Origin of the sequence: Bacillus sp. NEAU-CP5, from assembly GCF_026420705.1 — a bacterium.
In the GTDB taxonomy this organism is placed as follows: Bacteria; Bacillota; Bacilli; order Bacillales; family Bacillaceae; genus Bacillus; species Bacillus velezensis.
The window spans coordinates 577,921-598,134 of sequence record NZ_JAPMOV010000002.1; the positions used below are offsets into that span (position 1 = coordinate 577,921).

Consider the following 20,214-nt stretch of genomic DNA (forward strand, 5'->3'; position numbering starts at 1 on the left):
GATCACAGATGAGACACAATACAATTTGCATGGCCTGCCAGTTTATATTCTCCCAAACCGGAAGGCAGGAGAATATGATCTCCTTTTCTAAAGGGATATTCATGCCCGCCTGCAATCATTATTCCGTCTCCTTCGATCACGCTGACAAGAAGGAAGGGATGATGCTGGAATAGATTTGCTTCACCTTTTACAACCCACTTTTCGACTGAAAAATAAGGACATTCTATTAAAACAGCTGCCAGCAGATCATCTGTTTGTTTATATTGAACGGTCGGCCGTTCACGGACAGATGGAATGTCTATCACGTCTATACTTTTTTCCAGATGGAGCTCGCGCATCCTGCCTTCCGCATCTTTTCTTCCGTAATCATACAATCTGTAAGTCGTATCTGAATTTTGCTGCGTCTCTAAAATAAGTGTGCCCTTTCCAATCGCGTGAACGGTGCCGCTTGGGACAAAGAAGAAATCTCCCGGCTTTACCTTAACTCTGTTCAGGAGCCCGTCCCATTCTCCGCCCTCAATCATGGATATCAGTTCTTCTTTTGTTGTTGCGTTGTGGCCGAAAATGATCTCCGCCTCTTTTGCACAATCAATGATATACCAGCATTCGGTTTTTCCAAGTTCCCCGTTTTCATGCATTTTGGCAAAGTCATCATTCGGATGCACCTGAACGGAAAGGTCTTGGTCCGCGTCCAAAATTTTTGTAAGAAGAGGAAAACGGTCTCCTTCTAGGTTTCCGAATAAATCTCTGTGATGCTCCCACAATTCACCGAGCGTACATCCTTTATACATGCCGTTTCGAACTGTGCTCTGTCCATTTTGATGAGCGGCGAAGGCCCAGCACTCCCCTGTCCGCTCGGACGGAATATTATAGTGAAAATCACGCAGGGCGGCGCCTCCCCAAATTCTTTCTTTGAAAACCGGATTGAAAAATATCGGTTCAGTAGACATGATCATCCCCCGCTTTATTCGATTTCTTCCAGAAGCTCATACGCCTCTTCTTTTGTCTGAACGGCGAGCAGCCTTTCCCGATAGCTGTCATCCATCAGTTTTCGGGATAACATCTGCAATATTTTCAGATGCTGATTTCCGCCGCTTTCCTTCGGTACGGCAATCATAAAAATCAGTTTTGCATCAGAACCATCAAGGCTGTTCCAGTCAACACCCGAACGTCTTATTCCGAATGCGACACCCGGCGTTTTGACGGCTTCAGACTTTCCGTGCGGAATGGCGATATTCATACCTATCGCCGTGGTTCCCTGCTGTTCCCGGCTCAAAATGGCCTGCTTAAATCCGCTGTCAGACAGCAGCATACCTTTACGGGACATTTTCTCGATCATTTCATCGATAATGTCATCCCTCGTTTCGCCGGATAAATGCGGTTCAATCAAGTCCGTACTGATAATGTCAGTCAGTTTTTTGATTTCGGTCATCCCGGCTTTTCGGCTGTCAGCCTGAGATGGTTCCTTTGTTTCTTTTGCCGCTGCAGCTTCATTTGGTGCGGCAGACGGCAGCACCTCGCCGGGCGCGGGGGATTTCGCCATATCTTTCTTCAGTACATTAACCAACAGAGCGGTGACAAGAGAGCCTGCTGTTACAGCGATAAAAAACATCAGTACATGATCTACTGCTCCAAGTACAGCAACGATGGGGCCGCCGTGTGCCACTCTGTCCCCCACATGGCCGATCATCGCTATCACCGAGCCGGTCATAGAACCCGCCATAATACTCGGGATCACTCGAAGGGGGTCTTGGGCCGCAAATGGAATGGCCCCTTCCGTGATACCGAATAGGCCCATCGTAAATGAAGCTTTTCCCATTTCTCTTTCTGCGGCGGCGAATTTTCTTTTTCCTAAAAACGTTGCAATCCCAAGCCCTATCGGCGGTATACAAATGGAAACGGCAATCGGGCCCATAATTTCATAATTTCCTTCTCCGATCATTGCCGATCCGAAAAGAAAGGCCACCTTGTTTACGGGTCCTCCCATATCAAAGGAGATCATCGCTCCTAAAATCAATGCCAGAAGAATTGAGCTCGAACCTTTCATTCCCGCAAGCCAAACTGTTAATGATGCGAAAATATGAGCTACGGGGGCGCCGATCAGAAATACAAACGCCAAACCGACGATCAGTGAGGCAAACACCGGAATAATAATGATCGGCATAATCGGCTGTATTGCTTTAGGAACTTTACATTTTTTGATTCCAAGCGCCGCATATCCCGCCAAAAATCCCGCAATGATTCCTCCGAGGAATCCTGCGCCGCTTGCACTGTCGTAAAAGCTGCCGGATGCCGCAATATATCCGCCGATCATTCCGGGGACAAGACCCGGCTTATCAGCGATGCTGAACGCGATGTACCCGGCTAAAATCGGGATCATGAATGAAAAAGAAGCACTGCCGATCTGTTCAATCGTTTTCCAAAAAGACTCGTCCGGAATGACTAAGCCCTTTGGTGTTTTTTCTCCTCCAAGCGTCAATGCAACCGCAATCAATAATCCGCCGACGACAATGAAAGGAACCATAAAAGAAACGCCGTTCATTAAATGACGGTAAATCGGGTTTTGTTTTTTGCCCTGCTGACTTGCGGATTCAGCTTTTGAAGCAGATTGATAGACCGGCACTTCACCGCTAAGCGCTTTTTGAATTAATTCTTCCGGTTTGCGGATGCCTTCCTGAACCCCGACGGCCAGCAGCTTTTTTCCCGCGAATCGGTCTTTGTTCACCGAACGGTCCGCCGCGATAATGATTGCGTCTGCTTCCCGGATTTCCTCTTCGGTCAGCCTATTTTCCACCCCGATTCCGCCCTGGGTTTCCACTTTGATCTCAACGCCTAATCTGCCGGCTGCTTTTTGTAAATTTTCAGCAGCCATATACGTATGGGCAATGCCGTTCGGACATGATGTAATCGCTAACAGTTTCATATAAATCCTCCTTTGCAGTCTGAATTTCAAGATCTTGTCTCAACTTTATACTGAAATCAGCCTGTGATAAGCGCGTTTTTTTACCATAAGTTCCGGAAATAACGGCATTTTTCCCTATAAACAGAAAAAAAGCAGGGAGCCATTCCCTGCTTTTAATAGTTTAAATACGATAAAAACGTCATTACATTTTTTTCTTCCGTCAGTTTTTGAATAAATGCCGGCTGCTCGCTAAGATAGGAAAGCTCACTGAATAATTGCTTTACCTTGTTTTGATCTTCGTGTTTGACGGCAAGCATAAAAACGAGCGACACCTTTTCCGTCCCCCACTCAATCGGCTCTTTTAAGGTGGCGATTGCAATGGCTGATTGTTTGATATATTTAGAGTTCGCGTGAGGGATAGCAATACCCGCCCCGATATTTGTCGCCGACATTTTTTCTCTCATTACTGCATGAATGCCATACTCTTTTTCTACATAGCCTTTTTCATACAAAGCCTGCGCCAGCTTTTCAATAACCTGATAACGGTGCTCTGTCTCTTGCTGTAAAAAAACGAGAAACGGAGTCGTGTCGTTCAGCATTTTAAACGTTTTTTGCTCCCGGCGGTGTGATGTATCAAGCTGTTGCATAAATGCGCTGAGCTTCTTTTCATCAGCAGACTCCAAAAGCGGTGATACGACAATATGAGGGATCGTTACATTTCCAAGCCCTATCGTAGAAATGACGAAATCTATATCTTTATGCTTTTTGATATACTCTGTCAGCTCCGCTTTTGCGATACAGTCTTTTACCGTAATGTGATGAAATTTGCGTTCAATTTTAGTCCGCAGCAATTGCGACATGCCAATGCCCATATGGCAGACGATGATCGTCCTTTTAGGGTTATGACTGCTTCGGCGCAGCCGTTCGATCGCTGCCTGAAAATGCAGCGTCAAATATGCCGCCTCTTCTTCAGGAATACAGAGATCAAATGTTTGATTGATGTCTTCTAAAACGTCAATGATAAGATGAAACAAATAAGGGTACATTTTTTTGATGTCGTGAAGCATGGGGTTTGAAACAGAGAGATCATAGCTCAGCCGCTTCAACACCGGATCGAGATGAATGTTCAATCCGTTGATCAGTTCCTGGTCTTTATGAAAATCCAGCTTTTGCAGTTCTGAAACACGATTGATCAAATGCCTGACGACTTTGGAAAGCTCAGAATCTTCAAGATCAAGCTTCTTTTCTTGCTGTGATGGATAGCGGACTTTCCCGCCTATTATATGTAAAGTTAAATAGACGGCTTCTTCCTCAGGAAACCGTATGGCAAATACCGGCTCAAGCCGTTTTAAACAAGCCAGTGTCCATTCATATTCTTTCTTCTTTTTTACCGCGTCCAGCTGTCTTGCAGAAATGGCGACCGGCTGTTTCATTTTGATACGGCGGATAGTCAGCAATGTATGCAGCAGCAAACTTTCAAATGTTTCATCCGTAAAATAGATAGAATGGTTTTTTTGTAATAACTTGATTTCTTTTCTCACAAAGTCCGCTTCATGACTTAAAAACTTACTTTTTATAAATTGGCTTGTAAACTCCGTATTATCAATCAAATCTGAAATTCGCGCCAATGCTTTTCTTTTGTTTTTTTCGTCCCCTTCAATCTTTAAGCCGAGCCGCTGTTTAGAAACCAGCGTGAGATCAAATCGCTTCAGCCACTCTTCAACCGCACTTACATCCTTTTTAATGGAAGCTCTGTTTACAAAATGCTGTGCGGCAATTTCTTTTGCAGAAACGGGTTTTGAATTCATTAATAAATCATAAGCGATGTGAAGTATTCTTTCTTCATCGGTCTTGTGCCTGCATGTAAAGTGCTCATTATAAATTTGCCGGCTTAACCGTGACCTTTCCTGTTCAGATATATGTAAATAGACGCCTAATCCCGGTTTGCGGATCAGCTGAGCTTGAGCATGTTCATTCAGGAAATCTTCAATCGTTTTCAAATCATTCCTGATCGTTTTTTCAGAACAGCGGACCCTGTCTGCAAAATCTTGCACAACTAAGTAGTCATCAGGTTCAGATAACAACAGATACAAAATCTTTTTCTGCCTTGAATTCATGTATTTCATCTGTTTTTCTATCCTTCCTGTCCGTTTCTGCTGGAGCAATTGTGATAGGTTAAATATACTGCGCATACGAAACCGTTTTCATTTTATAGTGAAACAAATGAGTAAAAAGTTTTGTTTTTTACCGCAGGTTCCGGAAAAATCATGTTTTATACAGAGACAATTCACCTTTGATTGACAATAAAACACCAATCGTCTTTAAACGATTGGTGTCGGCAGCGAAACCCTGCTGTTACAGCCAAAATGTTTCGCCAAGCGCTAATGCTTTCAGGTTTTCAGGAGGTAATGCAAGCCGATCCCACTCGCCGTGCAGTCTGCTTAATGCTTCCGGTCCTGTATCATCAGCAAGCCGGAATGCCCCGTAATGCATGGGAATGAAGCTGTCAGCCTTCAGCTCCAAAAACGCTTTCACGGCGTCTTCCGGATTGATATGTGACACTTGCATAAACCATTCCGGTTCGTATGCCCCGATCGGCATCAGGGCCGCCTTAATACGAAACCTCTCTCCGATTTCTTTAAAGCCTTCAAAATAGCCTGTATCTCCTGCAAAATAGATGGACTCGCCGTTTTCGCTTTCTATGACCCAGCCTCCCCAATGAGAGGTATCGGTATCCCAAAGCGTTCTCCGTGTCCAGTGCTGGGCCGGAACAAATGATATATTCACCCCCCGCATCTCAAAACGATCCCACCAATTCATTTCATGGACCTTTTTGCGGCCTTTTTTGTTGAACAGCTTTTTCAATCCCGCAGGCACGTAAAAATCCGGGTTTCCTCTCAGTTTTTTTATACTCGGAAAATCAAGATGGTCATAATGCCCGTGTGAAATGAGCACGGCATCAATGTCGGGCAGTTCGCTCAATTCATATCCCGGCTCTGTCAGCCGTTTTTGAAAACCCATCCGCCGCGCCCATACAGGGTCGGTCATTATGTTAAGCCCCTGTATTTGGATCAGAAATGAAGAATGGCCGATCCATGTTACGGCGGTTTCCGTCCGATTGACGGCAACATCACGGACATCCCTAGTGACCGCTTTCGGAATGTTCTCGCTTAAGTCTTTGCTTTTCTCTCTTCGTTCTTTCATCCATTTCCACATGTCCCTGAATCCATGTTCATTCTTCACGCCATTCAAGTTTTCATATCTATTTTTCATTATCATTCTCCCTTGACACGTGTATTCCATTAGATTCATCGGACATTTATACAATGTCTGTAAATACCGCCCCGCTTGCTTCGGCTAAATCTTGAGGCGCTGCTTTCAGCTGCATTCCGATTTTCCCCGCACTGACAATCATAAACTCCAGTGTTTCAGCGGATCTATCAATAAAAGTCGGAAACCTTTTTTTCATGCCGATCGGAGAGCAGCCGCCGCGCATATAGCCGGTTACTCCCAAAAGGTCCTTCATGGCAATCATTTCTATTTTCTTCTCACCTGCCGCCTTCGCAGCCTTTTTCAGATTCAGTTCTTTTGCAACGGGAACGACAAAGACGTAATAACGGTCAGTTCCTGCAGATGCCACTAAGGTTTTATAAACATATTCGGCAGCGTATCCGATTTTTTGTGAAACGGAAAGACCGTCTGCGGGCTGTCCCCCTTCTGTTTTGTAACCTAATAGCTCATAGGGAATGTTTTGCTGCTCAATGATACGGACAGCATTTGTTTTCACTGTTTTTTTCGCCATGGTTTTCCTCCGTTTTCTGTATTTCTTTCTGCTTTATTTTCAACTTCGATTTTAATAAAATGACCGCTCAGTTGCGTGCTTTGTAATACTCAAGTGCAAACTGTTTAAAACGCTCAGCAGCGGGAGAGAGAGCATGGTTTTTCAGCTGGGCTAACGCTATGGTGCGTTCGCATTGGTAATCTGCAACCGGAAGAAAAACGACCGGAAAGTATGAATGCTCCGCGGTTTTCGGCAGCACTGCAGCCCCCAGACCCGCGGCGGTCAGTCCTAATATGGTTGACACTTCCTCTCCTTCAAATGCGAGATGCGGGTGTATATTCAAATCCCGGCACATCAGATCAAACATATATCTCAGCCCGTATCCCGGTTTAAAACCCACAAAATCCTCGTCCTGCATCTCTTTCATTTGAATGCTTTTATTTCCTGCAAGCGGGTGGTTCTCGGGAAGCACCGCGTAAAGAGGCTCTTTCTCCAGCACCGTCCATTGTAAAAGCTCGCTGGGAAGCGGCGGGGAGCTGAGACAGATATCCGCATCTCCCGTTTCCACCATTTTGCGAAGCGTTTCATTTGCGCCTTGATAAAGCCGGAAGGTCACGTTTGGGTATAGCTTTTTAAATTCGGCAATCAGCTGAGGCATTAAGCGCAGCCCGAGCGTATGAAGAAATGATACAGATATTTCGCCGTGTTCCAGGCTCATATTCTTTTTCACTTGTTCAACGCCTTCATTTAGAGCTCGTCTCGCTTGTTTTGCTTTTATTAAGAACTGCTCTCCGTGCCTTGTCAGCCGGACCGCTTTTGTCTCTCTGTAAAATAACGGCGCGCCTAATTCTTCTTCGAGCCTGATAATCGATCGGCTTAATGCCGGCTGAGAAATCATTCTTTCTTTTGCCGCATTTGTGAAATGCTGATGAGCTGCCGCCGCAATGAAGTTGTCAATTTGATGAAGCTCCATTTTCTCCTTCTCCCCTTTCTTCATAATCTACACGCATTAATTCTATAGTTATTATAAATTAGACACATTGAAATGAAAAGCGTACGATACATATATAACCAACAGTGAGAAAAGAGGGACATTCATGACGTTTATCCAGCCTCATACAAAGGCTTACAGAAAGGCCAGCTTGGCTCTGTTTATCAGCGGCTTTGTGACATTCGCCACGCTTTACACGACACAGCCGCTTATGCCTTTGTTTTCGGAAGAGTTTCATATTTCCGCTGCGGCTGCCAGCTTAACTTTATCCATCTCAACAGCCGTTTTGGCATTTTCATTATTGGCCGCCGCTTCGTTGTCTGACGGATTCGGCAGAAAAAAATTAATGGTGCTGTCGTTAACAGCTACTTCTGTTTTAGGTTTATTAACAGCGTTCAGTCCGGCTTTTCCGGCGCTTTTGGCGATGAGGGGGCTGCTCGGTATTTTCCTGGCAGGCGTTCCGGCTGTCGCTATGACATATGTAGGCGAGGAGTTTGATCCGAAGGGCCTGGGGAAAATGATGGGCTTGTATATCAGCGGCACAAGCATCGGGGGAATGAGCGGCAGGCTGTTAACGGGGCTTCTGACCGATGTATTCGGCTGGCGGCCGGCGCTTGCCATCATCGGCATTCTTTCTATTGTATTAAGCTATTTGTTTTGGCGTTTTCTTCCGGCTCCGCGCCATTCATCTGAGCGGCATGCGGGCGTAAAAGCGGCATGTAAGGAATACGGAGCGGTCCTGCACCGCAAACGGCTGCTTTTGTTAATATCTCTGGGATTTATATTAATGGGGAGTTTTGTGACATTATATAATTATATCGGCTTTCATTTAATGGCGGCTCCTTATCATTTGTCGCAGACTGTGATCGGTTTTATTTTTATTGTCTATCTCGCGGGAACGTTCAGCTCGGTCTATATGGGGAAAAAAGCAGATCTTTTCGGAAGCGCGAAAATGATTAAGATTGCGATTTTTGTTATGCTTGCCGGCGCAGCGGTGACACTTTTGCCCCAGCTTGCGCTTAAAATCGCGGGGATTGCCGTCTTTACCTTCGGCTTTTTCGGCGCGCATTCGATCGCAAGCGCCTGGGTCGGCCGCGCAGCCGGTGATCATCGCGCGCAAGCCTCTTCATTATATCTGCTTGCATACTATATCGGTTCAAGTGTGGCCGGGTCTTGCGGCGGTTTCTTTTGGACGCATTTTCATTGGATCGGTATCATTTCATTTATTTCGGTTTTGCTTTTGCTGTCTTATCCGGTTTTATTTCTGGCGGAATTCAGAAAAAAGGGACATAGCCGCCTGCATGTAAATCAATAAAAACATTAAAGATTTGTGCCTTTTGTCCGATACTAAAGATAAGGCCGGCACGATACTCCCTATAACTATTCCTTTTGATTCAGTAGATTTCAAATATCGTGCCGGCTTTCTTCAATTAAAAAACATTCTTCAGTTGTCTCACTCTTCTATTACATACCTGCCCAAACATCTTTCGCATATCTTCCTTCCGCCTGCAGCTGTTCAAGCCACTCCAAGGAAACTTTTGAATCAGTGTTATGCACCTTTTCATACGCCTGAAGCAGTACATTTTCCACGGCCGGAGCCATTTTGCTTCCGTCACCGCATATATAGAGATGGCCGCCTTGGTCAAGAAGAGCAATAATTTGTTCAGCCTCGCGAAGCAGAACATCCTGTACGTAAACTTTACAGTCCTGATCTAATCTGGAATACGCCCGGTGCACGGTGACAAGGCCGTTTTTCTCCGCATGGTCGAATTCATTTTTGTACAGATCGTCTTCTTCAGGATGCCGGCAGCCGAAGTATAAATGAGCTTCGCCCAGGATGTTACCGGACATTTTTTCGGCAGCGCGTGCCTGGATAAATCCCCTGAACGGCGCAATTCCTGTGCCTGCTCCGACCATAATGAGAGGCGTTTTCGGATTTTCAGGCAATGCAAAACCCGACTGCGGCGAGCGAATGAAACAGACGGCAGAATCGCCTTTTTGTAATCCGGCTAAATAGTTCGAAGCCACGCCCCGGTATTCCCCACGGCCGCTCCATGCCGGAGCCGTCACAACGCCGACCGTGATACTGAGCTCCCCGCTGGTTGCCTTCGGTGAGCTTGAGATTGAATAATAGCGCGCCTTTAAGGACGGCAGAAGTTCTAAAAAGCGCTCAAACGGCAGTTCACATGCAGGATAATCTTCCAGCAGATCCAGCATGGTCATTCGTTTTTTCAGCACGTTTTCTTTATATGCCGCATCATCAGAATAAAGATGCTCCAATTCTTTTTGGTGCGGCGGGCATACGGTATGTGCGGCAAGTTCGCGAAGCTGGGCTCTCGTTGCCGGCTCCTGCAGCTCTACATAGGTCGCCAAAAGCTCCGGCGCATTAACCGGCCGGTCCATCGGCAGATGAGGCAGCTGCCGGCCCTTGATCTTAAAGTGCTGGTTCGGATCAAGACCGAATCGGCGAATGACACGGCTGATCAGTTCCCCGCTGTTTTGCGGAAGCACCCCGAGATGATCTCCTTCCTGATACGTTTCTGTTTCGGGGAGACGCAGCTCAATATGCCGGACTGAGCGCTTGCTGCTTTCGGTATGAAGCTCTTTGTTTGTGATGACTTCCGCCTCAAATGCTTTGTACGTTTTGGCAATCGGCGTCTCGGCTGCTTCACTTACGTATTCGATTGATAACTGTGATTTGTTTGTCTGTTTTGGAGCGGCCTCTATATGAAAAGCCTTCATGATGTCCTTCCAGAATGAGTCTTCCCAGGCTTCCTGACTGTACTCAAAATCATCGGCATTGTCGCCCTCCCCGATAGAGGTCAGCCGTTTTGCCCCTTTTTCTTCAAGCACTTTGTCTATCAGGCGGGGGATCCTCTGGTAAGTGGCGGCCCAGTTGCGGTCTCCGCAGCCGAAAACGGCGTAAGAAACACCCTTTAATTCCTGATCTTCAAGGGTTTCCATCCATTTCACAAAACCCGCCGCATTATCAGGCGGCGCCCCGTTATAAGAAGCCGTAACAATAACGACCGCGCCTTTTACAGGCAGTTTCCCGGCATAATCATCGAGCGGGCCGGTTTCAGTTGAAAATCCTTTGCTTCTTCCGATATCAGCCAGCTCTTCCGCGATTCCTTCCGCAGTTCCTAAATTTGATCCGTAAAGAATGAGAAGCGGCGTTCCGTGGGACGGGATTTCTTTCGTTTCTTCTTTGTGACCGCTTCCTTCAGCTTTATGGTTTTGTACGGGCTGATGATTGGACACGTCCTTGTTTTTCACACGGATTTTAAAATCACCGGGCTTAATGGTTAGAGCTTCTTTAATCGTAAGCTCATAATCGGTATGATCAATCAGTTCAAAGTGTTTCAGGACAAGGCCGAGCACCATTGTCGCTTCCTGAAGGGCAAACTGCATCCCGATGCATGCTCGCTGTCCGTTTCCGAACGGCTTATATGCATCAGCCGGAATTGCCGCGGGATCACTGAACCTTTCCGGGCGGAATGACTCGGCATCTTCTCCCCACGCGCTTTTATCCCGGTGCAGCTGCGGAGTCAGAATCGTCACCGGCTGTCCCTTCGCAATCGGATATTTCCCGCCGAGAACCGTATCTTCCTTCGCGTACAGAGAAAATGCCGGGGCAGTCGGATACAGCCGCAAAGTCTCGTTTAGCACCATGCGGATATATGTCAGCTGCTGAATCTGCTTATATTCAGGGGTCTCTCCCGTCAGCACCCGCTCGGCTTCCTGAACAGCTTTTTTCAATTTATCTTTATTTTTCAGCAGGCAGTATATCGCAAAAGAAAGCAGCCCGCTTGTGGTTTCATGCCCAGCGATCAAAAAGGTAATGATTTGATAACGGATATTTTCATCATCCAGCCTTTCCCCCGTTACAGGGTCTTTCGCTTCAAGCATCAATGCTAAAAGGTCAGACAGATTCTCATCCGGATTTTCCCTCCGCTCAGCGATGATCCGGTCTACAAGCGAATTCATCTCTTCAATATCCTGCTGGAACTGATGTCGCGTTTTGATCATCAGCTTGTCCTGCAGGCTGTGTCTCTGCGATTGGCGCATTGCCTCCTGCAGCGCACGAAGCATACTTGTGATAAAAGGATGCTGTGTGTCGCGGTAAAAGCTGTTAAAGCGGTAATGAAATCCGCACAGGCCGATTGTATCCAGCGTCAGGCGCGTCATATCTTCGGCAACGTCAATTTCTTCATTCGGATTTAATCTGCTCCACTTCTGCACGAGCTGCATGGCAATATCCAGCATCATTGAATGATAGCCTTTCATCGCCTTCTGGCTGAAGCTCGGCAATAAAATCCGATGCGCTTTCTGCCAGTTCTTTTCGTGAGTCCAGCTCGTAAATAGTCCGTCACCGCCAAACTCACGGACTTTCAGCAAGGCTTTGCTGAGATTTTTGTCAAATCGCTTTTCATCACAGACTTCTGCCGCGAGCTCGCGGCCTGATACGAAGACCCCGACAGAGCTCGGAAATTCAAAACGAAAGATCGGGCCGTATTCTTCGGCAATTTTCCAAAGCGATTGTGACAGTTTTTCTTTTTCCAAGTGAGGGAGATTTTTCAGAGGCCCGTATGTTTTCGGCTGCGGTATAGCGCTTAGCTGTTTCATATCGATCTTCCTTCCTTCGGCGTATAATTAATGAGTTCTGATGGCATCCCAAGAACATTGTTCCAATTCTTTCAGAAACGGTTTTGTTATTTCGACGCTTCCCGTCCGGACAAGCTGATAGAGTTTGAGATATGCCCCGAGCAGCAGCGCCATCAGCACATTGGACGGCAGATTGCGGAGCACGCCTTCAGACTTGCCGCGCTGAAAAAAGACGTCAAGCATCTGTGTTATTTCATCAAGAAGCTTACGGCTCGTTTCATTCAGAAAGTAGGCGTCCTTATTCGTTTCAAGAAAAAACAATGCATACTCACTTTCCTTCGTAAAATCAATCAGACAATAAAACAGGTGATGAAACCCTTCTCTTACAGATATCCCCTGAAAGTCTGTTTTGACTTTTTTCATAAAACGCTGCGCACTTTCCTGATACAGTACGTTCACAAGTGTCTCTTTACTGTCAAAGTAACGGTAAATTGTGCCGGTTCCGACATCGGCCTGAGCGGCAATCATCGGAATCGTCGTGGCGTCAAATCCTCTATCTGTAAACAAAGTAAGCGACGCTTTCATAATGAGTTCAACCTTGTTTGAAGCTGTCATTTCATCCCCCTTTCTAAATGCGGAATGAATATTCATTCCGTTTGTTCAAAATATTTAAAATGTACGGTCATCTGATTACCATTGTATAAGAAAAAAACTTTTTTTAATATAAAATATATGTGAAATAACCAAAAATAAGGAAATATGCCCAATTTCACAAAAAGAGCTGCAGTGACTTAAGCAGCTCTTTTTATTTCCCAAGAAATATTCTATTTAATGGCAGTAATAAAATGGAATGAATCTCTGCTGACAACTGAAATGTCTCTGAAATGCTGATCATAGAGCACCCCAATCACATCCTTCTCACTCATCCGCGAAGGTTTCAAAACCATATAGAAACACCCGTCAATTTGAAGAACGCGGTACACTTCTTTACATGCTGTCCGGTAATCGCTGACTGTTTCAGCAGTATGTAATGAGAAGACTTTATGAAAGCTGCGGTCGCGGAACGGTATGCTTTCCGGCCTTCCCTGCTGAATGTTTCCGAGCCCGGCTTTTATAACCGAACGGTTTGCGCGCTGTGTTTTCCGTATTTTACGTTTCGATGCTTCTATGCTTTTAAGACTGCCCTTTTCAAGCTGTCCGATGATTTGTTTAAACATTGAGCCGTTTCCGGTCCCGATTTCCAAAATGCGGTCGTATTCCTGTATGTCCATCAAGATTTGCTGAATGACTGACTCTGCCGGTTCTGATGCAGCAAAGTATTTCGCGCGCATTCGTTTTAATGCTGAAGATGTATGTTGCAACATTGTATAACACCCGCTTTTCCATTCCTGTGATTTATTATTCAGAAATAATATTACCTCGTATTAGTATGAGGTACTAACTAGACGCACTTCTCTTCATGAACGTTTCGATTTATTTGAAATTTATATTTGTTTTCATAAAAAAAAGACGGAAAACGTAGGTTTTCCGCCTGCTCTAGTACCAATAATACGGTGCTATATATCTTGTCTGCCGGGAAAGCGCCGCCATTCTCTGCCGGCGGTACGGGTTGCCGTAGCCGTGTTTAAATGAATGGGGCATTGACGCATACCCGTGCCCGATGGATGGAATTCTGTTCTGACCGCCTTGCATGCTATCACCCGCTTACCAATTTTTCTTTCTTTACCATGGTATGCAGGCCGTCTGCGACGTGACAGCAACATCCTCGCTAAACCTGGTCCTTCTCCATTGTGTAATGATTCAGCAGTTCAATTCTGAACATGATAATCTCCTCCTTCTCCTCCGTTTTGGCCCTTCGTGTCCGTTAGTTCATATAAAAATGTTTCAGCTGGCGTTCTTTCGCTTCATTATAAAACTCTTCGACCTGCTGTTCTCGTTCATACTCTTCCGCACTTTTAAAACGCTTTGAAATGGTCAGTGTTAAAAAGAAAAGATTAATGGTCATTATCGCTCACCCCCTTTCAATATCCGCACAAGCGAAAATAACCCGCAGCAAAGTTCATATGCGCTGCGGGCAGACTAAATCCGCAGACAAAAGAAGACGGTGCTTCTTTCCCTGCGGGGAGCTGCGAATGTCCTGATACTCCGAAATTAACGTGCTTGACGGGCAGAGGTTAAGGAAGGACACGAACTCTTCCACAGGCTGAATCGGTTCAATTGTAGATTTTGATTGCCGTTTAACGTCGTCATGTGATTCAACCTCCCTTTGCTTTTTTCTTACTTTGTAAGTATATCCACCAACTTCCATTTTGTAAACATTTTTTTCAAGATTTGGACGGAAAATGTGCTGGCATTCCGCTTCAATTGTCCGTGTTTTCCGGCATCTTTCTTACCTCAGGAAACTCTTTTCATCCCTTGCTTTTTCTGATCTTTTTTTGAATATGCAATAAAATAAATAAGGCCGACAAACACTGCCCCGCCGATGACATTCCCGATAAAGGCCGGAATGAGATTGCCAATCAGATCACCCCACGAAAAAGAACCTGCAAAAATCGCAGCCGGGATGATAAACATATTGGCTACAACGTGCTGAAAACCAATTGCGACAAACGCCATAATCGGAAACCATATACCCGCGATTTTTCCGGCTCCGTCTTCTGCGCCGAAAGAAAGCCAGACGGCCAAACAGACAAGCCAGTTACAGCCGATCGCCGAAACAATGACTTTTCCAAACGGCATATCCAATTTGCCTTGTGCGACCGCAATCGTTTTTTCCAAATACGGTCCTGTTTCGGTTAATCCGACAACATGTCCGAAAAAGTAAGCGACAAACAGTGCGCCGACAAGATTCATCAACGTCACGATCACCCAATTTTTCACTAATGCACCGGCGGATATTCTTCTGGAAAACAGCGCCATGGATACCGACATCATATTTCCCGTAATCAGCTCCGCGCCGGCAAGAACGACGAGCACCAATCCGATAGGAAACACGGACGCCCCGATTAAACTCGACAGGCTTCCCCATTCTTTCGGAAGGTCGCCGATGACACGGATATCAAGCAAATAACCGAGTGCGATAAACGCTCCTCCCAAAAATCCTAATACAATCAGTGCTGAAAGCGGTGAATGCACCTTTTTTACCCCTGATTCGACCGCAAGCTCCGCTATTTCGTCCGGTTTACGAAAAGCCATAATAACCCCTCCATTTATCATTTCAGCCCGCAGTTTCCAAAGACGCCTAACAAAAAAGGCAGCATTCAACTAACCCGTCTGAAAAAACGGGGTTTGAATGCTGCCTAACTTGTATGCATACCCATACAACAATATCAAGCAGAATGAAAATATGCGGTATAGAATATGTACAGATCATGCACAAATTCCATAAAAAATCGTCCTTAGGCCACTGCTGGCAGTTCATATCATATCAAATGTGACAATTTCGTGTCAATTGAATATTGTCAGCTTTTGATTTCTTCTTTATGCTCTTCAATTGAGCGGTCAAAGACAAACACCGATACGGCAATATTTTCCTCTATTTTTATATCAGAAAACAGATGCACAAGCTTTGCTCCGATGAGCTCTTCCATTCCGTCAGGCGTTTGTTTTGAATACAGCTCCTGAATTAAGCTGGTTCGCGCCGCATGAACCATTTCTCTTCCTTCAGGCGTGCGTGCGATAAACTGCTCACTTGCGCTTAGATTGCCGTAAAGTGTAGATACCGCCATGTTATCCACAAAAACGGTGTGAATTCGTTCAGGCCCCTTTCCAAATAATTCTTTGCGCAATTTCCGGATAATATCGTTAAATTCATGAATTTTTTTAGACATATTGTCCCCTCCGATTTTAGCCTATGAAAGACATTCCCGGTTCCCCTTTGTGACATTTCACCTGGTTAAAGTTTTCCTTTCGTATTGTATTATAATAAATATCACCTTATAATAAAAGCAGTGAAGATGGATTTGTAATAGGAAACGTGTTATGAGTCTATCGTTTTATACAAATAGGATTGGTCTGTTAGTAAGACTTGCTAGTGAACTATTCCGCCATGCGTATTTATACCGTTCTCCGGACAGGAGGCCGGTATCTATGTGCATGGCTTTTTTTCGAGTTTACAAGATGGAGGGGAATTGGAAGTGACAGACGTTCAGTCTATCCGTGTCAAAATTGACGGCACGGAGTATGAAGCACCAGAGGGGTCTAAGATTTTAGATATTTTAAACCAAAACGGAATTGAGATTCCGCAAATATGCCATGTACCGGAAGTGGATCCGATTCAAACATGTGACACCTGTATTGTTGAAGTAGACGGGAAATTGCAGCGCTCTTGTTCCACGGCTGCAGAAAACGGGATGTCCATCTCGCTTACGTCGGGAAGGGTAAAAGAGGCTCAGACAGAGGCCATGGACCGCCTGCTCGAGAATCACCTGCTTTACTGTACGGTATGCGATAACAACAACGGCAACTGCACATTGCATAATACAGCGGAAATGATGGGAATTGAGCATCAGAAATATCCGTATACGCCGAAAGATGATTCAAAGTGCGCGGTTGATATGTCTCACCCGTTTTACCGCTATGATCCGAACCAATGCATCGCCTGCGGCCAGTGTGTGGAAGTGTGTCAAAACCTTCAGGTGAATGAGACCCTTTCAATTGATTGGGAGCGCGACCGCCCGCGGGTCATTTGGGATGAAGGCGTCGCCATTAATGAATCATCCTGCGTCAGCTGCGGCCAGTGTGTCACTGTCTGCCCTTGTAACGCACTGATGGAAAAATCAATGCTCGGCCAAGCCGGATTTATGACAGGAATAAAAGAAGATGTCATGGAACCGATGATTGATTTAGTAAAAAATGTTGAACCCGACTATACAAGCATCTTCGCCGTGTCAGAAGTGGAAGCGGCTATGCGCGATAAACGGACGAAAAAAACAAAAACAGTCTGCACGTTCTGCGGCGTCGGATGCTCTTTTGAAGTATGGACAAAAGGCCGTGACATCCTTAAAATTCAGCCTGTTTCCGATGCTCCGGTTAACGCGATTTCCACTTGTGTGAAAGGGAAATTCGGCTGGGACTTCGTGAATTCGGAAGAACGGATTACAAAACCGCTCATCCGGAAAAACGGCGCATTTGTTGAATCGTCATGGGAAGAAGCTCTTGATCTTGTCGCTTCAAGACTCGGTTCGATCAAGGCCGAACACGGAAATGGTTCTGTCGGCTTTATTTCTTCTTCTAAAATTACGAATGAAGACAACTATGTCATCCAAAAATTAGCGCGCCAAGTATTTGAAACCAACAACGTGGATAACTGCTCACGCTACTGCCAGTCACCGGCAACGGACGGCTTATTCCGCACCGTCGGTATGGGCGGAGACGCCGGCACAATTAAAGATATCGCAAAAGCGGGCCTCGTGCTCATCGTCGGCGCCAATCCGGCGGAAGGACATCCGGTTCTGGCCACACGCGTGAAACGCGCCCATAAACTGCACGGCCAAAAACTGATTGTGGCCGATCTGCGCAGAAATGAAATGGCTGAACGGTCCGACCTCTTTATCAGCCCGAAACAAGGGACTGACCAGGTCTGGCTCATGGCAGTAACGAAATATATGATTGACCAAGGCTGGCACGATCAAGCGTTTATTGATGAAAATGTCAACTACTTTGATGATTATAAAGAAACGCTGGAAAAATACACATTGGAATATGCGGAGCGCATCACCGGACTTTCTCAGGATACGATCATCCGTATTGCCGAAATGATTCGTGATGCTGACGGCACTTGTGTTCTTTGGGGCATGGGCGTAACCCAGAATACAGGCGGCTCTGATACATCAGCGGCGATTTCCAACCTGCTGCTTGCCACAGGAAACTACCGCCGTCCGGGCGCCGGAGCCTATCCGCTGCGGGGACATAACAACGTTCAAGGCGCTTGCGATATGGGAACTCTTCCAGGCTGGCTTCCGGGATATCAGCATATTACCGATGATGCGGCACGCGCTAAATTCGAAAAAGCTTACGGTGTTGAAATTGACGGCAAGCCGGGTCTTGATAATATTGAAATGCTCCATGCGATTGAAGAAGGAAACATGAAAGCCATGTATCTCGTCGGTGAAGATATGGCGCTCGTCGATTCAAACGCCAACCATGTTCATGACATTTTATCCAGCCTTGATTTCTTTGTTGTGCAGGATATTTTCCTTTCAAGAACGGCGCAATACGCGGATGTCATCCTGCCTGCGGTTCCATCTCTTGAAAAAGACGGAACATTTACAAACACAGAGCGGCGTGTGCAAAGATTGTATCAGGCGCTTCCGACACTCGGCGATGCAAAACCCGACTGGTGGATTATTCAGGAAGTCGCCAAACGTTTAGGCGCTGATTGGAATTACACGCATCCTAGCGACATTTTCTCAGAAATGGCGAGCCTTTCTCCGCTGTTCGGAAAAGCAAGCTACGACGTCCTTAGCGGCTGGAACAGCTTCCTGTGGGGAAGCTTTACGGGAGAAAGCACTCCGCTTCTTTATGAAGACGGCTTTAACTTCCCGGACAAAAAAGCCCGTTTTGCGCTGAGCGATTGGGTGGAGCCTGCTGTATTCCCTGAAGAATATGACCTGCATATTAACAACGGACGGATGCTTGAACATTTCCACGAAGGAAACATGACAAACAAGTCAAAAGGCATTCAGTCTAAAGTTCCGGATGTATTTGTTGAAGTATCGCCGGAGCTCGCGGCTGAACGCGGAATTTGCGACGGGACAATGATCCGGCTCGTCTCTCCTTTTGGAGCGGTTAAATTGAACGCGCTTGTGACAGACCGCGTCCGCGCAAATGAGCTTTATCTGCCGATGAACTCTACAGATAAAGATTCTGCGATTAATTTCCTGACCGGGCCTGCGTATGATTCACGGACACATACACCTGCCTACAAGCAGACAAAAGTCCGCATGGAAGTGCTCGGTTCCTGTGATACTCCGCCGCTTCCGAAAACGAATCCGCGGAACAAAAAACGTCATCCGCAAAACGGTGTGGAAGCTCAGCGAAAATGGAACCGTCCGGGCTATGTGCACTTAACTGATTAAGGAAAGGAGGAAACATTATGGCAAGCCCAATTACTGAAATTCAAAAAGAAACGAAAACAGAGGAACAGCTGAAAGCTGAAAAACTGGAAGAGCTGAAGACGCTTCTCGCAGAAAATGAAGAAGCCGTCGCGAAAACGATGTCCATCATGGCAGAGCTGAATAGCTTGGGCATTTTTGATGCCGCCGGCTATATGCTCCAGGCAAAAGAGGAGATTGCCAAAATCGCACTCGGACAGATTTCCCGGGAACCTGTCACCAATCTCCTGAATACGATGATGGCCGCGGGAGGCGCGCTGTCAAAAGCTGATCCCGAATTTATGGGCAGACTTTTAGAAAGCGCCATGGCCGGGACGGATCAGGCGCAAAGATTTTTAAAAGAGGACAGGAAAGTCAGTATGTTTGAACTGATGAAAGCCGTCAGTGATCCTGATATTAACCGCGCGCTCGGCTTCGGGCTGCAGTTTTTAAAAGGAATGGGAAAAGAATTACGTGAAACCCCGTCTGAATAAGAAATGAAAAAGCCATTGTCAAAAGACAATGGCTTTTTTTATTCATCGGCCTCTTCCAGCCTCTTTTTATAAATAAGTGAACGGTCAACGCAGAAATAAGCGCCCGCTAAAAATACACAATCCGTTACAAACATCAGCATTTTCTGGCCCGCAGTCAGCCCTTGTCCGGGAAGAACCGCGCCGATATAAATGAAGGTGCTGACTGCAAGCAGAATAAATGCGTAATGCTTAAAATCTTCTAGTAGTGATTTCAGTCTTTTCTTCTCCATATAAGGTCACCTGCCAGTTTTATAGTCTACCAACATTATAATACAAGCTGACAGCCGACAGAGAATGTAAATCTATCC

General features: G+C 46.0%; 17 protein-coding genes. 3 read left to right on the top strand and 14 right to left on the bottom strand.

The window, feature by feature from the left end:
• Positions 1-2: 2 nt before the first annotated feature.
• The 6 genes from manA to OTK50_RS08075 all read right to left on the bottom strand — a co-directional run bounded on the left by manA (position 3) and on the right by OTK50_RS08075 (position 7,656).
• Positions 3-950, bottom strand: a complete 948-nt coding sequence (gene manA, locus OTK50_RS08050) for a mannose-6-phosphate isomerase, class I (protein WP_224223690.1) — start codon at positions 948-950, stop codon at positions 3-5.
• A 14-nt stretch (positions 951-964) separates the two neighbouring features.
• Positions 965-2,923 carry a fructose-specific PTS transporter subunit EIIC gene (locus OTK50_RS08055; protein ID WP_038459306.1) on the bottom strand — a complete coding sequence of 653 codons (1,959 nt, stop codon included), beginning with the start codon at positions 2,921-2,923 and terminating at the stop codon, positions 965-967.
• 152 nt (positions 2,924-3,075) lie between these two features.
• Positions 3,076-5,028 carry a BglG family transcription antiterminator gene (locus tag OTK50_RS08060; RefSeq protein WP_224223691.1) on the bottom strand — a complete coding sequence of 651 codons (1,953 nt, stop codon included), beginning with the start codon at positions 5,026-5,028 and terminating at the stop codon, positions 3,076-3,078.
• A gap of 229 nt (positions 5,029-5,257) precedes the next feature.
• Complete coding sequence (locus tag OTK50_RS08065; RefSeq protein ID WP_224223692.1) at positions 5,258-6,175, bottom strand: MBL fold metallo-hydrolase; 918 nt, start codon at positions 6,173-6,175, stop codon at positions 5,258-5,260.
• 46 nt (positions 6,176-6,221) lie between these two features.
• Complete coding sequence (gene ybaK / locus OTK50_RS08070) at positions 6,222-6,704, bottom strand: Cys-tRNA(Pro) deacylase (protein WP_012118054.1); 483 nt, start codon at positions 6,702-6,704, stop codon at positions 6,222-6,224.
• A gap of 67 nt (positions 6,705-6,771) precedes the next feature.
• Complete coding sequence (locus OTK50_RS08075) at positions 6,772-7,656, bottom strand: LysR family transcriptional regulator (RefSeq protein WP_015240269.1); 885 nt, start codon at positions 7,654-7,656, stop codon at positions 6,772-6,774.
• Positions 7,657-7,780: 124 nt separating this feature from the next.
• Here OTK50_RS08075 and OTK50_RS08080 point away from each other — a divergent pair, with 124 nt between their 5' ends.
• Positions 7,781-8,989: an MFS transporter gene (locus OTK50_RS08080; protein WP_224223693.1), complete on the top strand. Its 1,209-nt coding sequence runs from the start codon at positions 7,781-7,783 to the stop codon at positions 8,987-8,989.
• A gap of 149 nt (positions 8,990-9,138) precedes the next feature.
• Here OTK50_RS08080 and OTK50_RS08085 read toward each other — a convergent pair whose 3' ends face one another.
• The 7 genes from OTK50_RS08085 to OTK50_RS08115 all read right to left on the bottom strand — a co-directional run bounded on the left by OTK50_RS08085 (position 9,139) and on the right by OTK50_RS08115 (position 16,109).
• Positions 9,139-12,300 (bottom strand): bifunctional cytochrome P450/NADPH--P450 reductase, encoded by a 3,162-nt coding sequence (locus tag OTK50_RS08085; protein ID WP_224223694.1) that lies wholly within the window; start codon positions 12,298-12,300, stop codon positions 9,139-9,141.
• Positions 12,301-12,327: 27 nt separating this feature from the next.
• Complete coding sequence (locus OTK50_RS08090) at positions 12,328-12,894, bottom strand: TetR/AcrR family transcriptional regulator (RefSeq protein WP_014418456.1); 567 nt, start codon at positions 12,892-12,894, stop codon at positions 12,328-12,330.
• Positions 12,895-13,103: 209 nt separating this feature from the next.
• Positions 13,104-13,643 carry a class I SAM-dependent methyltransferase gene (locus OTK50_RS08095; protein WP_224223695.1) on the bottom strand — a complete coding sequence of 180 codons (540 nt, stop codon included), beginning with the start codon at positions 13,641-13,643 and terminating at the stop codon, positions 13,104-13,106.
• Between the two features lie 172 nt (positions 13,644-13,815).
• A complete protein-coding gene (locus tag OTK50_RS08100) occupies positions 13,816-13,971 on the bottom strand; it encodes a hypothetical protein (RefSeq protein WP_007408227.1) in 156 nt (51 codons plus the stop codon).
• A gap of 172 nt (positions 13,972-14,143) precedes the next feature.
• Positions 14,144-14,284: a YrzI family small protein gene (locus OTK50_RS08105; RefSeq protein ID WP_003152787.1), complete on the bottom strand. Its 141-nt coding sequence runs from the start codon at positions 14,282-14,284 to the stop codon at positions 14,144-14,146.
• 389 nt (positions 14,285-14,673) lie between these two features.
• On the bottom strand, positions 14,674-15,474 hold the full coding sequence (locus tag OTK50_RS08110; protein ID WP_007408225.1) for a formate/nitrite transporter family protein: 801 nt from the start codon (positions 15,472-15,474) through the stop codon (positions 14,674-14,676).
• A 266-nt stretch (positions 15,475-15,740) separates the two neighbouring features.
• On the bottom strand, positions 15,741-16,109 hold the full coding sequence (locus OTK50_RS08115) for a DUF2294 domain-containing protein (protein WP_007408224.1): 369 nt from the start codon (positions 16,107-16,109) through the stop codon (positions 15,741-15,743).
• A gap of 306 nt (positions 16,110-16,415) precedes the next feature.
• Here OTK50_RS08115 and fdhF point away from each other — a divergent pair, with 306 nt between their 5' ends.
• Together fdhF and OTK50_RS08125 are read left to right on the top strand one after the other, a co-directional pair.
• Positions 16,416-19,358 carry a formate dehydrogenase subunit alpha gene (gene fdhF, locus OTK50_RS08120; protein WP_224223696.1) on the top strand — a complete coding sequence of 981 codons (2,943 nt, stop codon included), beginning with the start codon at positions 16,416-16,418 and terminating at the stop codon, positions 19,356-19,358.
• A 17-nt stretch (positions 19,359-19,375) separates the two neighbouring features.
• Positions 19,376-19,867 (top strand): DUF1641 domain-containing protein, encoded by a 492-nt coding sequence (locus OTK50_RS08125; RefSeq protein ID WP_130570754.1) that lies wholly within the window; start codon positions 19,376-19,378, stop codon positions 19,865-19,867.
• A 38-nt stretch (positions 19,868-19,905) separates the two neighbouring features.
• On the opposite strand, the gene OTK50_RS08130 is transcribed toward OTK50_RS08125, so the two are convergent.
• Positions 19,906-20,136 carry a YrhC family protein gene (locus OTK50_RS08130; protein ID WP_224223697.1) on the bottom strand — a complete coding sequence of 77 codons (231 nt, stop codon included), beginning with the start codon at positions 20,134-20,136 and terminating at the stop codon, positions 19,906-19,908.
• Positions 20,137-20,214: the final 78 nt, after the last annotated feature.